This is a genomic window from Subtercola sp. RTI3 (assembly GCF_035018625.1).
In the GTDB taxonomy this organism is placed as follows: domain Bacteria; phylum Actinomycetota; class Actinomycetes; order Actinomycetales; family Microbacteriaceae; genus Subtercola; species Subtercola vilae.
The window spans coordinates 118,718-133,760 of sequence record NZ_JASJXO010000002.1; the positions used below are offsets into that span (position 1 = coordinate 118,718).

The window sequence follows — 15,043 nt, forward strand, 5'->3', positions numbered from 1 at the left end:
CCGCCAGACCTAGCGGGTGAAGCGGGTTATGAGATGGGCGTGAAGTTCCACAGGTACGGGTAGGCGTTGTCGGCCTGCACGGTCACCTTGGTGTGGGCATCTGTGGCGAAACTCGACTGCATGCGGTACCACGGTGCGAACCAGGCGTTGTCGACGACGTACTTGTTCAGGTCTTTCACGGCCTGGTCGGAGTCGGCCTGGCTGCCGTTGTGGATCTTCTCGATGAGCGCATCGACAGTGGCATTCTGGGTGTGATACGAGTTGAACGTCGCGTTCGGGGCGATCGAGAACTGAATGAGCGCCCAGTCGGGGTCTTCCTGCAAGATGAAGTAGTAGCTCCCGTATTTCGGTGCCAGAACGTCAGAGATGTAGTTGTTGCCCGCGTCGGTGAAGTTCACGGTGATGCCCACGTCTTTCAACTGCTGTGCGTACAGCGTGAAGACCGCGGTTCCGAGAAGCGACGTACTCGGCATCTGCAGCGTGAGCCCGTTCGCATAGCCAGCCGCGGCCAGCAGGGCCTTGGCCTTGGCCGGGTCGTACGTGTACGCAGAGTCGAGCGCGGGGTCGTAGCCGACAGATGTCTTCGGGAAGATCTGCGAGGTGGGTGTTCCGTAACCCTGGCCGACGGCCTGCAACAGGGCCTTGGTATCGAAGGCGTAGTTGATCGCCTGGCGAACGCGCACGTCGCCGAGCGCGGGGTTCGAAGTGCCGTCGCGGTCGATCAGCATCAGACCAGTCCAGTTCAGCTCAAGTGGATTGATCGTGAATCCCGCTGCCGTGATCTGGTCGAGGTCGTTGTTGCTTGCCGTGTTCGTCGCGTTGACCTGGCCGCCCTTGATGGCGTTCAGCAGAGCGGTGGCGTCGGAGAAGACACTGAGCGTGAGGTTGTCGTAGTGAACGTCAGCGGGCTTCCAGTAGTTCGGGTTCTTCTCGAACACATAGCTGGTACCCACGACAGTTTTTGCAACGTCGAGAATGTAGGGGCCCGAACCGACAGGGTTCGTGGCGACATCGGCTTTCGTGAAGGCAGCCGGGCTCTCGACCATGCCGGCGTTTCGGGTGAGGTTACTGAGAAGCGAGGGGTCGGAGGCCTTGAGAGTGATGGTCACGGTGCTTGTGTCGGTGGCGGTGGCGTCTGCCACGGCCGCGAGATACGACTTGTTGGGCGAAGTGCCATCGCGAAAGCGAAGCAGGTTCTGCGCCACGGCGCTGGCATCGAGGGCCGTACCGTCGGTGAACTTCACGTCTGTGCGCAGTTTCAGCGTGAGAACGGTCTTGTCGGCGTTGTAGGTGTAATCGGTGGCGAGGTTCGGCGCGATCGAGCCGTCGGGGTTTCCGCGCAGCAGGGAGTCGTACACGGCCTGGCCGTAGGGCGACTCGTTGGCCCAGTTCAAACCTGACGCTTCGAACGTCGTCGCAGGTACCAGAACACCCAGGGTGAGTGTCGTCGGTGAGCCACTCGAGGAGTCACTGCCGCCTGCTGCGCAACCGGTGAGCCCCAGAGCGACGACGGCAGCGATAGCCGTCAGCCTCTTCCATCGGAACATCTTTATTCCTTTACAAAACGGTAATCCGCCGTCGGACTACATCTGAAAAGCGAAGGTAACACAAAAAGCGAGTGACCACTAGGTTTTCAAAAGAAAAGGGTGAACCCGCAGATTCGAGGTCTGCTGAGAAGCCTCACGCGCATGCTGAATCTTGTTACTCTTCATGGCATGACACTCACGGGCAAGCTTCGCGGTAGCTACGCCAAAACCTCGCTCAGGCGACGGGAGATCGTCATGGCCGGGCTTGAAGTCTTCGCGACCTCCGGGTATCGCAGCGGCTCGCTCCGCGAAATCGCCGAACGCGTGGGAATGAGCCAGGCCGGCCTGCTGCACCATTTCTCGAACAAGTCCGAGCTGCTTGCAGCGGTTCTCGAAGCCCGCGACGACGATGCGCGAATGCGCGTGCCGCTCGACAGCGCGGGAATCGAATTGATTCGCGGGCTCGTCGAACTCGTGCGATACAACGCGAGCATTCCCGGCCTGGTCGAGCTGCACTGCGTTCTGTCTGCCGAGGCGACCGACCCCGAGCATCCGGCGCACCAGTACTTCATCGCCCGCTACCAGTGGAGCATCGGGATCTCGACAGAGGCCTTCGCCGACATGAAAGAGCGCGGGCAACTCGTCGATGGCGTCGACCCGGCGAGCGCGGCCCGCTCGCTCGTCGCACTGATGGATGGGCTGCAGGTGCAGTGGCTGCTCGACCGCACATCGGTCGTGATGGTCGACGAAGTGCACGCGTATGTGGCGCGATTGTTGTCAGTACCGTTGTAGACGCACCGCCGTCGACGCGCCGCTACGCCGTGTGAAGCGCGAGCTTGGCGAACAGGTCGTCGAACATGAGCCGAACGTCCAGCCGCGTGTAGACCCTGATCGGTCGGCCCACTCCGCTGAACGTCGTACTGCCGTCGGCCTCGATGCGCGGTGCGGGCACAGTGGCGTAGGTGCTCGATGACGGATCGGCCTGAAACGACGACTGCAGCGCGGTGAGCAGCACCAGCGGGCTGTCGCCGTAGATGTAGGTTTCGCCGAGCATCACGTCGTGCGATGCCGCCATGTCGACGACCGAATGGATGCTCTGGTAGAGCAACTCGCCCACCGCCCCGCACGGCCGTACCCGCAACTCGAGTTCGGCGTTCGACATCAGCGTCTGCCGGTACGCGTCACGCGGAACCTGCCACACGTCGAGCTCCGACTCGTTGAAGACCACCTGCGCGGCCGCGATGTCGATGTTGAGGTTGTACTCCACCGCGTCAGCGCGCGGCGGTTCGACGGCGAGGGCCGGATGCTCGTTGCCGCCGATCCACACCACCGTGAGCCGCCCGGCGATGCGTGGCTCGAGCAGAAACGCGCTGGCCAGCTCGGTGAGCCCGGCGCCGCACGCAATGTACAGCGGCAGGTCGGTGTCGTCACGCATGGCCTCGGCCACGATGGCCCGCGCACCCGCGGAGTCGTGCGGGGTGCGGGCGTCGGTGAGGGCGACATTGCTGCCGGCCACGACGGCGAAACGGGCATCCAGCCCCAACGCCTGGAGCACCTCGCGGGCCCGCATCACAGCGTTGTCGGCCGTCGTCTCTGACGGGTCGAACGGGTCGCCCGGCCGCAGGTGCGAGCCGATGATGGCCCGGATGTCGACCGAGGGTGACAGAACGTGATGCGCGAGCTGAAAGAGGCCGTCAGGGTCTCCCGAGTAGTCATTGTCGAGAATCAGGCGCATGCGGGGTGGGGTCATGGTTGACAGCATAAGCGCGCTCGTGACAAGCTTTGTAAATTACTTCACTAGTGAATAGGTATGCAATCGATGTTAGCCACTGATCTCGAGCAGGTCGAGGTGTGGCGCGCTCTGCGCGCACAGCTCGAAGATGCCAGCGCCGCCGACCGAGACGCACTGCTGGCCGAGAAGGCTCGTCTCACCCGCCGCAGCATCATCACCATGATCTCGACCGCGGGCCAGGGCCACGTGGGCGGCGACTTGTCGGTCACCGACATTCTGACCACGCTCTACGCGTACACACTGCGGATCGACCCGGCGAACCCCACGCTGGCCGGCCGCGACCGCTTCATTCTCAGCAAGGGCCACTGCGCGGGGGCGCTCTACACGACCCTCGCGCACAGCGGTTACTTCGAGCCGGCCGAGCTGAACACCTTCATGGCGCCCCTCTCGTCGCTGAACGGTCACCCGAACCGCAACAAGGTGCCCGGCGTCGAGACCAACACGGGCCCGCTCGGGCACGGGCTGCCCGTCGCCGTCGGCCAGGCCATGGCTGCAAAGCTGTCGAAGAACGACGCTCGCATCTTCGTGGTGATGGGTGACGGCGAGATGCAGGAGGGCAGCAACTGGGAGGCGCTGATGACCGCGTCTCAGTACAAGCTCGACAACCTCGTCGCCATCGTCGACCGCAACCGCCTGCAGCAGGGGGCGCGCACCGAAGACACCAATGCGCTCGACCCGCTCGACGAGCGGCTCGCGTCGTTCGGCTGCGAGGTGCGGGTCATCGACGGCCACAGCTACGCCGAGCTCATCGAGGCCTTCGCGCCCTCGACCACCGGCAAGCCGGTCGCCATCATCGCCAACACCGTCAAGGGCAAGGGCGTCTCATTCATCGAAGACCGCGTCGAGTGGCACCACAAGGTTCCCTCGGCCGAACAGGTGCTTCTCGCACTTCAGGAGCTGTCATGAGCATCGACACCACGGCGCCCGCCGCGACCACCCCAAGCGCCACGAACGACCCGACCGCCCCGACCTACGACAACCGCACGGCCTTCGCCGACGAGCTCATCCGGCTCGCGCGCACCGACGAGCGTATCGTCGCGGTGTGCAACGACTCGGTCGGTTCGTCGAACCTCACGGCCTTCCGCGACGAATTCCCGAGCCGCCTCATCAACGTCGGCATCGCCGAACAAGACATGGTGGGCGTCGGTGCGGGCCTCGCCAGCTCGGGCATGATTCCGTTCGTCTGCGCCGCGGCACCGTTTCTCACCGGTCGCTCGCTCGAGCAGGTGAAGGCCGACGTGGCCTACAGCCAGCACAACGTCATTCTCTGCGGCATGAGCCCGGGCATGGCGTACGGCGAACTCGGCCCCACACACCACTCGGTCGAAGACCTGTCGTGGCTGCGCGCTCTCCCGGGTCTCGACATCATTGTTCCGGCCGATCGACTGCAGACGCGCCAGGCCGTGCGGGCTGCCGTGGCGAACCCGCGGCCCACGTTCATCCGGGTGGGCCGGCACAAGGTGCCCGACGTGACGCCCGAAGGCACCGAGCTTGTTCGCGGCCGTTTTCAGCAGATCAGAGCGGGCCGTGACGTGACGTTCATCGTCACCGGAACTGTGGTCTCCCGTGCCATCGAAGCCGCCGCCGTGCTCGCCGAGAGCGGCATCGAGGCCCGCGTGCTGAACGCGTCGTACATCGCCCCACTCGACGTCGAAGCAATCGTCGCCGCCGCACGCGAGACGAGCGCCATCGTCACGGCCGAAGAGGCGAACATCGCCGGCGGCCTCGGTGCTGCCGTGGCCAGCGTGGTGTCGCAACTCGAAGCCGGCGCCCGGGTTCCGCTGCGCATCCTGGGGCTGACCGAGTTCGCACCTACCGGAAGCACAGATTTTCTGCTGAACTACTTCGGTCTGAGTTCTGCCCACCTCGTCACCGCCGCCCGGGAGGCACGTGCCCATGCCTGACCACTCCGGGTCGCCCGTGATCATTGCGGTCGACCAGGGAACGAGTTCAACCAAAGTCAACGCCGTCGATGAGGCGGGCCGCGTGATCAGCTCGAGCTCTGTCGCGCTCGATCAGCAACACCCGCACCCCGGTTGGGTGCAGCAGGATGCCCGGGCCATTCTGGCCAGCGTCATCACCGGCATTCAGCAGGCCTCCGCCGGGCTCGGCTCGCGCGTCGTCGCTCTCGCACTGAGCAGTCAGCGCGAATCGGCCGTGGCGTGGAGCCGCACGACGGGCGAACCGCTCGGCCCGATGCTCGGCTGGCAAGACCGGCGCACCATTGCCGCAGCACAGGCCCTCGCGGCGGCCGGCCACGGCCCGCGCGTGCGCGCCATCACGGGGCTGCCCCTCGACCCCATGTTCTCTGCGCTGAAGTTCTCGTGGCTGCTCGACCAGGTCGACCCCGACCGTTCGCGCTCCGCCGCCGGCGAGATAGCCCTCGGCACCGTCGACTCGTACCTCTTGTACTGCCTCACCGGCGGCACCGAACACCGCATCGAGTTCGGCAACGCCAGCCGCACCCAGCTGCTCGACCTCGAGACGCTCGACTGGAGCGACGAGCTGCTGACGTTGTTAGACATTCCGCGCCGGGCGCTGCCGCGGCTCGCCGAATCGTCAGAGCCCTCGGCGGTGGTCACTGCAGTACCGTCGCTCCCGGCCGGCACCCGCTTCGCCGCGGTACTCGGCGACTCGCATGCGGCCCTCTACGGCCACGGCGTGCGCACCCCTGGTTCTGTGAAGGTCACCCTCGGCACCGGTTCGTCGATCATGGGCCTCCTCCCGCCGGGCCGGGGCGCCGAAGCCGGGCTGGTCACCACCATCGCCTGGTGCACGCCAGAGACGACGCTGGCCTTCGAGGGCAACATTCTCTCGAGCGGTTCGACGGCGACCTGGCTCGCCGGGCTGCTCGGCGTCACCCCGCCCGAACTCTTCGCCCTCGCCGAATCGGCCGCCGCATCGGCATCGGCATCGGCATCGCCCGAGACCGGCGTCGATCTGGTTCCCGCGTTCGCGGGGCTCGGGGCACCCTGGTGGGACGAGTCGGCGAAAGCGGTCATGACGGGGTTCGACCTCGGCACCGACCGGGCATCCCTCGCCCTCGCCGCCGTCGAGTCGATCGCCCTGCAGATCGAAGACGTGCTCGCCGCTGCCGAATCAGCAGAATCGGGGCGCTTCGAGACGATTCTCATCGACGGCGGCCCGGCCGCCAACGACTTTCTCGCCCAGCTCGTCGCCGACCTCAGCCAGCGCAGGGTCGAGCGCCCCACCTTGAGCGGCCTCTCGGCCCTCGGCGCGGCGCACCTCGCCGGCACGGTCGCCGGCATCTGGAGCGACGACACCGTGCGGGCCTTCGACCGCGGCAGCACCGTGTTCGAGCCCCAGCTTTCGGCGCCGGATGCCCGCACCCGCCGTGAGCGCTGGCTCACTGCTGTGGCGACCGCCCGTGGCACCAGGCTTCCCTCCCTCACCTCCTTCGAGAAAGAGACCGCATCATGAGCAACAAGCAGGTTTACGGCGCCGGAATCTGGCATTTCGCCACCTACGTCGACCGCTACGCCACCGACGGCTATGGCGAACCGCGCAGCGTCATCGACGCCATCGACCTCGCCGGCCAGGTTCGCGACCTCTCGGTCGTCGACCTGAACTACCCTTTCTTCGGCGGTGAGTTCACGAACGAGCAGGTCAAAGAAGCCCTCGATCGCAACAACCTGAGCGTCATCGGCATCACGCCAGAGATGTACACCCGCGAGTTCGCGAAGGGCGCCTTCACGAACCCCGACCCGGGTGTTCGCCGCCGCGCCAACGAGCTGATCAACGAGGCTGCCGACGTCGTGCGCTTCTTCGGCGCCGACTACGTGAAGCTGTGGCCGGGCCAAGACGGCTGGGACTACCCGTTCCAGGTCGACCACGGTGCGCTCTGGAAGAACTCCCTCGACGGCGTGGGCCGGCTCGCCAGCGAGAACCCCGACCTGAAGTTCGTCATCGAGTACAAGCCACGCGAACCCCGCGTGCACATGAGCTTCGACTCCGTCTCCCGAACCCTGCTCGGCATCGAGAAGATCGGCCTGCCGAACGTGGGCATTCTGCTCGACTTCGGCCACGCCCTGTTCGGCGGCGAGTCGCCCGCCGACTCGGCCCAGCTCGCCATCGACTACGGTCGCCTGTTCGGTATGGACGTGAACGACAACCTGCGCCAGTGGGACGACGACATGGTCGCCGGCACCGTGCACCCCATCGAGCTGTTCGAGTTCTTCTATACGCTTCGTAAGAACAACTGGGAGGGCGTCTGGCAGCTCGACCAGTTTCCTTTTCGCGAAGACAGCGTGCAGGCTGCGAACCACGCGATCGACTTCTTGAAGGCGGCCGACCGGGGCCTCGAGAAACTCGACTTCGCCGCCATTCAGGCCGCTCAAGACAACCACGACTCGCTCACCGCGCTGGCACTCGCGCAGCAGGCACTGTTCTCGAGTTACGGCGAGAGCGCGTAGGGCACCGGGCCGGGCATCCGGCTGCCGTACGCTGAACAGCATGTCATTCGAGCGCACCAGCAGCCGACTGCCCGTCGACCGCATGTCGCTGCTGACGAAGATCGCCAGGCTCTACCACGAGCAGGGTGTCAGGCAGCCCGAGATCGCAGCCCGGCTGCACATCTCGCAGTCGAGGGTGTCACGGTTCTTGAAAGAGGCCGTGGCCCTCGGCATCGTGCGCACCATCGTGGTGCCGCCGGCCGGGGTGCACTCCGAGCTCGAAGACGGCGTGCAGGCCCGGTACTCTCTGGCCGACGTCGTGGTGGTCGATGCCGCCGACGACGACCGCGGCCTGCTGCAGGCCCTCGGCAGTGCGGGCGCGGCCTACCTCGAGACCACCCTCACCGGCAGCGATCGTGTGGGCATCTCGTCGTGGTCGTCGACCCTGCTGGCCACGGTCGACGCCATGGCACCCCGCACCACACGCACGGCCGAGACCATCGTGCAGGTGCTCGGCGGTGTGGGCAACCCGGCCGTTCAGGTTCAGGCCACCCACCTCACCGACCGCCTCGCTCGGGTCACGGGAGCCGACGCCGTGTTCTTTCCTGCCCCGGGAGTCGTTTCGACGAGCGCCGTGCGCGATGCGCTGCTGGCCGACCCCTACATTCTCGAGGCCGTCACCGAGTGGCCGAGCCTCACGGTGGTTCTCGAGGGGGTGGGCAGTCTCGAGCCGTCGCTGCTTCTGCAGAATTCGGGTAACGCCATCACCGCGGCCGATCAGGATGCCCTGCGGCGCGCCGGGGCGGTGGGCGATGTGTGCCTGCGATTCTTCGACGCCGACGGCACCCTGGTCGACGCCGAACTGCACGAACGGGTGCTCGGCATCTCGAGCGCCGAGCTGCGGGCGGTTCCGCGAAAGGTCGCCATCGCCGGCGGTACCCGCAAACACGAGGCCATTCGGGCCTGCCTGCGGGGCGGCTGGGCCGACGTGCTCATCACCGACGTTGCAACAGCCGAATATCTGCTCGCGCCGCGGTGAACTTGTGCACGTCGGCGGCGCGGAGTCAAGGCATTGCCGATAAGCACGACATCGCATTCACTTAGTCTGGCCAATGAATCAGCTGTACCTGTCTGTACCGGGCTCTGCTCCGAAGACACCGTAGGCACCAGCGATGAGGGCCACCATGGCGCGCCTGCGCCGCGCAGTACAGATACGAGGCCCCGCACCATGAGCATCCACTCTTCCCTCCTGCAGCTGCGGCAGACCCCTTTCATTCTCGACGCACTGCGCTCGGCCGACGACTTCGCCGATTCGGTCGACCGCTTCGGGCACGAGTCGGTCGGCGTGCTCACCGAGCTCATCAACGATGAGAGTGACGCGCTCACCGCCATCACCGCCGTGCACGCCCTTGCCCGCGTCTACGACGACGAGGCTGAGCGGGTTCTCTCAGACCTGCTCTCGAGCGACCGTGCCTTTCTCCGCGAGCACGCCGCCTGGGCGTTCTGGACACGGCTGCCCCGTCTGGATGCAGTCTCCCGTCTCGTGGCCGGCGTCATTTCTGGCGGTTTCACCGGCGCCCTGGCCCAGCGCACCCTGCAGCAGTGGGCGCAGTCGACACCCGATCATGTGGCGCTCGCGCTCGAGGGCGCGCTGATGGGGCAGTCGATACCCGCAGCACGTGCTCGGCTTGCCGAGACGCTCGGACTGATTCCGGGGCGCGTCGCGGGCCGAGCGCTCTGCTTCATCGCCACCGACGATGCCGAGGCGTTACCCGTTCGCATCGCAGCTATGGCGGCGCTCGGTGACCGCAACATCGACAACGAAGCCCTCCATGTAGTTGAGCGCTTCGCCGAATTGCCGGGTGAGCTGGGCGACGTGGCGCGGCTCGCGGCCTACGACATCGAGGTGTCGCTGAACCCGCCGGTACGCCTGCCGGGTGGCCCGGATGCCCGCGAGGGCGCTGCCCGCTCGGCCGATGCTTCGGGCGGCCTCACGGTGGCGCAGCTCTTTCTGCACGCCGACATCGACAGAGGGCTCACGCGTGCCGGCGCGGGAGACAACGGCGGTATCGCCACGCTGCTCGTGCGCCTCGGCGACGCCCTCGCCGCGGAACCCGGAATCTCCCGCGTGATCACCATGTCGCGCGGGTCGGCTGCCGCAGCCCTCGCGGTGCTGCCCGATCCCGACTATGGGTCGAACACGACGGAACGGCACATTCTCGCCCCCATCCCCCTGCTCAGCGACCCGTGGTCGACCGCGAGCGCCTGGCCCACCCGCGTGGCCGCGGAACGTGGAATCCGCCGCGCGCTGTTGGCGCTCGGCCCCGTCGACGTGCTGCATCTGCGCATGGCCGAGGTCGGCAGTATGGCGGCGGCTGCGGTGGCCGAACGACTCGACATCCCCGTGGTCTTCACTCTCGCGCCCGACCCGCACGCGGTCATCCACGCCCTTGACATGTCGGGTGCCCTCACCCGGCGTTCGTTCGGCGAGGTCGACGAACACGAGCACTACTGGTTTCGCACCCGGCTCGTTCAGCGGCTCGCCCGCCAAGCGGCCCACACCGTGCTCTTTCCCCGCCCCGACCTCAGCGGCGACCTCAGCGAACTGCTCGGGATCGACATCGACGCCGAGCCGGAGCAGTACACGGTCGTGCCAGAGGGCATCGACGTGTCGGTCATCGAGGCGGGCCTTCGCGAGGCGCGTGCAGCGCTTCACGTGCGTTCGGCGCCGCACAGAGCCGACACTGGCTCCGACTCGGCGACCGCCGTCGCGAGTACCCCGCAGCAACTGCCGACGGGCAACGCCTTCGCCCAGCTCGACGCTCTGGTCGGCGCGCTGCCGAAGCACCGCCACGGGCTGCCCGTCGCCCTCAGCGTGGGGCGCCTGCACCACGTCAAAGGCATGGCCACCATTGTCGAAGCGTGGGCGGCCGACCCCATTCTCGTGAAGCGCAGCAACCTCGTACTCGTGGGCGGCGACCTCGACGACCCGTCGGCCGATGAGCAGGGGCAACTCGATCGCATCGAGGCGACCCTCGCAGCGCATCCTGAAGCCCGTGACGGGTTGATTCTTGCCGGGCACCGCCCGAACGACGTGGTGTCGCGCTGGCTCGCGGCGGTGCGATTCGGCCGCCCGGGGCTCATCGGCGAGCGCGGCGTGTACGTCTGCGGCAGCCTCAAAGAGGAGTTCGGCATCGCTCTGCTCGAAGCCCTCGCAGCAGGACTCGTGGTGGTCGCACCCGACGGCGGGGGCCCCGCCACGTACGTGAAGAACCGCATCACAGGCTTTCTGGTCGACACCCGTTCGCCGCTCGGAATTCGCCAGGGCCTTCGCGATGCGCTCGCTCTGGCCCACATCAATACGGCGCTCGAGAATGACGACGCCCGCGTCGATCGGGCGCAGTCGCTGATCAGGGAGCACTTCACCATCGGAGCCATGGCCCACGCCCTGACCGGCGTGTACCTCGGCGTGGCCGAGCGCGCCAACCGCACGGGTCGCACGGGTCGCGCACGTAGTACAGGCGGCCGTACCGGCCGCGACGCCGCATCTGACCACTCGGAGTTCGCCCAGTGACCCTGCTCGTGATCAGCCCCGATTACGCCTCGCACCTGCTGCCACTGGCAACACTCGCAACGGCGTGGCAGGAGGCGGGCGACGATGTGGTGGTCGCCACGGGCCCCGCGACCGCGTCGATCGTCGACGCATTCGGCTTCTCACGTGTCAACCTGCAACTCGGGCGCGGTTCGAATCCCGGCGTCATTCGCGCTGAAGACCAGCCGACCGGTGAAGACGATGCGCTGCGGGGCTTCTTCGACGCCACGCGTGTCGGCATGGTCGAGACCCTACGATTCCAGGCCAGCGCCCGCAGCAGCGACCTGCTGTGGAATCCTGTGCAGACAGCGAAGAATGTGCAGGCTGTGGTGCAGAGGGTCGCTCCCGACCAGATCGTGGTCGACCACCTTGCGTTCGGCGCGCGGTTGGGGCTCGATGCCGCGGGTATTTCGTACGGCGATGTGGTGCTCGGGCATCCGGTCGCCCTGCCCGTCGGCGACGAGGTGTACGGCCACCCACCCTTCTGGCCCACCGCCTTCACGCCCGGGCAAGACGAACTCGGCGAACTGCGCGCTCTCAACGAGAGCATTCGCGACGCCTTCACCGCCCAGTGGAACGCCGCCCTCGCCATACTCAACCCCGGCGCGGCCCCCTCCCGCGACGCCTTCGCCGAACACGGCGACCTGCTGCTGCTCAACTACCCCGAGGCCCTGCACCCCGCCGAACGCACGGCCCTGCTCTCACCGCACGTCTTTCTCGGCTCGGCCGTGCGCCGCGAACCGCTCGATGCCGACGTCGAGGCCTGGCTCACCGAAAGCGATACCCCCGTGGTCTATGTCAGCTTCGGCAGCTTTCTCTCGGTGCGCACCGACGTATTGCAGCGGGTGGTGGATGCCCTCGCCCCCCTGCCCATCAGAGTGGCCCTCGCCACCGGCAGCACCCCGCCCTCGCAGTTCACGGGTGTGCCGAGCACGTGGTTGCTGCGTGGATTCCTTCCCCAGGTCACCCTGCTCGAGCGTTCGGCACTCATCGTGACCCACGGCGGCAACAACTCCGTCACCGAGGCTGCGACCGCCGGGGTGCCGATGCTCGTGCTGCCCTTCTCGACCGACCAGTTCGCGGGCGCTCGCGCCATCGAAGCCGCAGGGCTTGGCTTCGCTCTCGACCCCAACACCGCAACCCCCGCCGATGTGCGCGCGGCTGTCGCCTCCGTACTGTCGGGCCCTGCCCCCCGAGCGGCCGCGGCACTGGGCGAAGACCTGCGCGCCAACCCGGGCCGCGATCGGGCGCGCGAGTTTCTGCTGGGTACAGATACGTCGTCGGTGCCCGACCTGCAATAACTGCAATAGTTGACGCATGCGCCGATTCATCGTCTCTCTCATCGCCAACGCCGTAGCGCTCTGGCTGACCACGCTCATCGTCTCGGGCGTCAAGGTCGACCCCTATGCCCCCGACGGCTTTGCCGTTGTGCTGTCGTTTCTGTTCGTCGCACTCATCTTCGGCATCGTGAACGGCATCATAGGTACAGCCATTCGCGTGGTGGCATTCCCGCTGTACATTCTCACCCTCGGTCTCATCTCGCTGGTGATCAACGCCATCCTGCTGCTGTTGGCGAGCTGGGTGACCGGCCTCTTCGGCTTCGGTCTCGTGGTCGATGGCTTCTGGTGGGCGGTGCTCGGTGCGCTCGTTCTGGCCATTCTGAGCGCCATCATCGGCGCCATTCTGAAGCCGTTCGCCCGTCGCCGCAACTAACGGGAGAATAGACGCATGCCTGCCGACCGCGCCCCTCTGTCTGACGGGGTCTTTCGCGTCTGCGTGGTGTGCACTGGCAACATCTGCCGCTCGCCCATGGCCGAGGTCGTGCTGAACGATCTTGTGCACCGCGGCGGCCTCGACGACCGTATCGCCGTGTCGTCGGCCGGCACCGGCGACTGGCACGTGGGTGAGAAGGCTGACCCCCGCACGGTGGAGTCGCTCGAACGCCGCGGCTACACCGGCGACGTGCACCGTGCCCGGCAGTTCGACCCCGACTGGTTCACCGACCTCGACCTGGTGGTGGTACTCGACCGCAGTCACGAACGCGTGGTGCGCGACTGGGCCCAGAACGACGCCGACCGGTCGAAGATACGCCTGCTGTCTAGCTTCGATCCCGAGGCGGCCGGGCTGCCAGACGTACCAGACCCGTACTACTCGACCGCCGCCATGTTCGACGAGGTGCTGGCCACCATCGAACGCGCCTGCGTCGCCCTCTTTGCCCAGCTCGAGCCCGCGCTCCGGCACACTCCCGCCAAACACCAAACCGGAGCTTAGAACCCCCATGTCGCTTCCCCCCCAACCCCTCAGCCCTCTCGATGGCCGGTACAGCGCCGCCGTCACCGGTCTCGGCGAATTCCTCTCTGAAGCCGGTCTCAACCGTGCCCGGGTACACGTCGAACTCGAGTGGCTGCTCTACCTCACCGACCACGAACTCTTCGGGTCACACCGGTTGACCGAGCAGCAGATCCGTGAGCTCCGCAGCCTCGGCTCGTCGTTCGGCCAGGCCGAGATCGACGAGCTCGCCGGCCTCGAAGCTACCACCCGCCACGACGTGAAGGCGGTCGAGTATCTTGTGCGCCGCCACCTCGCCGACCTGGGTCTCACCGAGATCGCCGAACTCACCCACTTCGCGGCCACCAGCGAAGACATCAACAACCTCTCGTACGCACTCACCATTCGCCAAGCGGTGACAGAGGTCTGGATGCCCGGCTTTCGCCAGGTGATCGCCGAACTTCGTCGGCAATCGCTGGCCTACCGCGCTGACGCGATGCTCGCCCGCACCCACGGTCAGCCCGCCACCCCCACAACCATGGGCAAAGAGCTCGCCGTCTTCGTGTACCGACTCGAACGCATCGCGAAGCAGCTCGACACGAGCGAGTACCTCGGCAAGTTCAGCGGCGCCACCGGCACCTTCGCCGCGCACCTCGCCGCCGACGACACTCAGAACTGGCCGCTCATCTCCGAGCAGTTCGTCACCTCGCTCGGTCTCACCTGGAACCCGCTCACCACGCAGATCGAGTCGCACGACTGGCAGGCCGAGCTCTACTCGCGCATCGCGCACGCCAACCGAATCCTGCACAACCTCTGCACCGACATGTGGACCTACATCTCACTCGGCTACTTCACCCAGATCCCGGTTGCCGGGGCCACCGGGTCGTCGACCATGCCGCACAAGATCAACCCCATCAGGTTCGAGAACGCCGAGGCCAACCTCGAGCTGTCGAACGCCCTGCTCGACTCACTCGGCCAGACCCTCGTGACGAGTCGCCTGCAGCGCGACCTCACCGACTCCACCACGCAACGCAACGTGGGTGTGGCCCTCGGGCACTCCCTGCTCGCCCTGAACAACATTGTGGGCGGCCTCGGCCAGGTCTCGCTCAACCGTGAGGTGCTCGCTGCCGATCTCGATGACAACTGGGAGATCTTGGGCGAGGCCATCCAGACCGTGGTGCGTGCAGAGATCACGGCGGGTCGCAGCTCGATCACCGACCCGTACGCGCTGCTCAAAGAGCTCACACGTGGCAAACGCATCGGCCAGACCGAGCTGACCGCCTTCGTGTCAGCGCTCGACATCGGCGATGCGGCCAAAGAGCACCTGCTGCGGCTCACCCCGGCCACCTACACCGGGCTCGCCGGCTCACTCGTCGACTACCTCGACGTCTGAGCCGATGCCCAGCGGGCCGGGCTGGGCGATGCGGGCGGGCCGGGCGATGCGGCCGGGCTG

The 15,043-nt window shown here is 66.7% G+C and carries 13 protein-coding genes; 11 read left to right on the forward strand and 2 right to left on the reverse strand.

Features of this window, described 5'->3' with window-relative positions:
* Positions 1-26 precede the first annotated feature (26 nt).
* Entirely contained in the window at positions 27-1,547 is a 1,521-nt protein-coding gene (locus tag QN358_RS02005; protein WP_323511441.1) for an ABC transporter substrate-binding protein, read from the reverse strand.
* Between the two features lie 168 nt (positions 1,548-1,715).
* Between QN358_RS02005 and QN358_RS02010 the strand changes: the two genes are divergently transcribed.
* Positions 1,716-2,318: a TetR/AcrR family transcriptional regulator gene (locus QN358_RS02010; protein WP_136640234.1), complete on the forward strand. Its 603-nt coding sequence runs from the start codon at positions 1,716-1,718 to the stop codon at positions 2,316-2,318.
* A 22-nt stretch (positions 2,319-2,340) separates the two neighbouring features.
* Here the strand turns inward: QN358_RS02010 and QN358_RS02015 are convergent, their stop codons facing one another.
* Positions 2,341-3,276, reverse strand: coding sequence for a nucleoside hydrolase (locus QN358_RS02015; RefSeq protein ID WP_323511442.1), 936 nt, complete (start codon positions 3,274-3,276; stop codon positions 2,341-2,343).
* Between the two features lie 69 nt (positions 3,277-3,345).
* On the opposite strand from QN358_RS02015, the gene QN358_RS02020 reads away from it, so the two are divergent.
* The 10 genes from QN358_RS02020 to purB all read left to right on the forward strand — a co-directional run bounded on the left by QN358_RS02020 (position 3,346) and on the right by purB (position 14,983).
* Complete coding sequence (locus QN358_RS02020) at positions 3,346-4,224, forward strand: transketolase (protein WP_323511443.1); 879 nt, start codon at positions 3,346-3,348, stop codon at positions 4,222-4,224.
* The gene (locus QN358_RS02025; RefSeq protein ID WP_323511444.1) at positions 4,221-5,222 is read left to right on the forward strand and encodes a transketolase family protein; all 1,002 of its coding nucleotides are present in this window, start codon (positions 4,221-4,223) and stop codon (positions 5,220-5,222) included. The genes QN358_RS02020 and QN358_RS02025 overlap by 4 nt, the downstream gene beginning before the upstream one ends.
* Positions 5,215-6,759 carry an FGGY family carbohydrate kinase gene (locus QN358_RS02030; protein WP_323511445.1) on the forward strand — a complete coding sequence of 515 codons (1,545 nt, stop codon included), beginning with the start codon at positions 5,215-5,217 and terminating at the stop codon, positions 6,757-6,759. Before QN358_RS02025 ends, QN358_RS02030 begins: the two co-directional genes overlap by 8 nt.
* The gene (locus tag QN358_RS02035) at positions 6,756-7,751 is read left to right on the forward strand and encodes a sugar phosphate isomerase/epimerase family protein (protein WP_323511446.1); all 996 of its coding nucleotides are present in this window, start codon (positions 6,756-6,758) and stop codon (positions 7,749-7,751) included. Before QN358_RS02030 ends, QN358_RS02035 begins: the two co-directional genes overlap by 4 nt.
* A 40-nt stretch (positions 7,752-7,791) precedes the next feature.
* Positions 7,792-8,769 (forward strand): sugar-binding transcriptional regulator, encoded by a 978-nt coding sequence (locus QN358_RS02040; RefSeq protein WP_323511447.1) that lies wholly within the window; start codon positions 7,792-7,794, stop codon positions 8,767-8,769.
* Positions 8,770-9,519: 750 nt separating this feature from the next.
* Positions 9,520-11,304 (forward strand): glycosyltransferase, encoded by a 1,785-nt coding sequence (locus QN358_RS02045; RefSeq protein WP_416351944.1) that lies wholly within the window; start codon positions 9,520-9,522, stop codon positions 11,302-11,304.
* Entirely contained in the window at positions 11,301-12,623 is a 1,323-nt protein-coding gene (locus QN358_RS02050; protein ID WP_323511449.1) for a glycosyltransferase, read from the forward strand. The genes QN358_RS02045 and QN358_RS02050 overlap by 4 nt, the downstream gene beginning before the upstream one ends.
* Before the next feature lie 16 nt (positions 12,624-12,639).
* On the forward strand, positions 12,640-13,035 hold the full coding sequence (locus tag QN358_RS02055) for a phage holin family protein (protein WP_136640226.1): 396 nt from the start codon (positions 12,640-12,642) through the stop codon (positions 13,033-13,035).
* Between the two features lie 15 nt (positions 13,036-13,050).
* Positions 13,051-13,593 carry a low molecular weight protein-tyrosine-phosphatase gene (locus QN358_RS02060; RefSeq protein ID WP_323511450.1) on the forward strand — a complete coding sequence of 181 codons (543 nt, stop codon included), beginning with the start codon at positions 13,051-13,053 and terminating at the stop codon, positions 13,591-13,593.
* Between the two features lie 7 nt (positions 13,594-13,600).
* Positions 13,601-14,983, forward strand: coding sequence for an adenylosuccinate lyase (purB, locus tag QN358_RS02065; protein WP_323511451.1), 1,383 nt, complete (start codon positions 13,601-13,603; stop codon positions 14,981-14,983).
* Positions 14,984-15,043 lie beyond the last annotated feature (60 nt).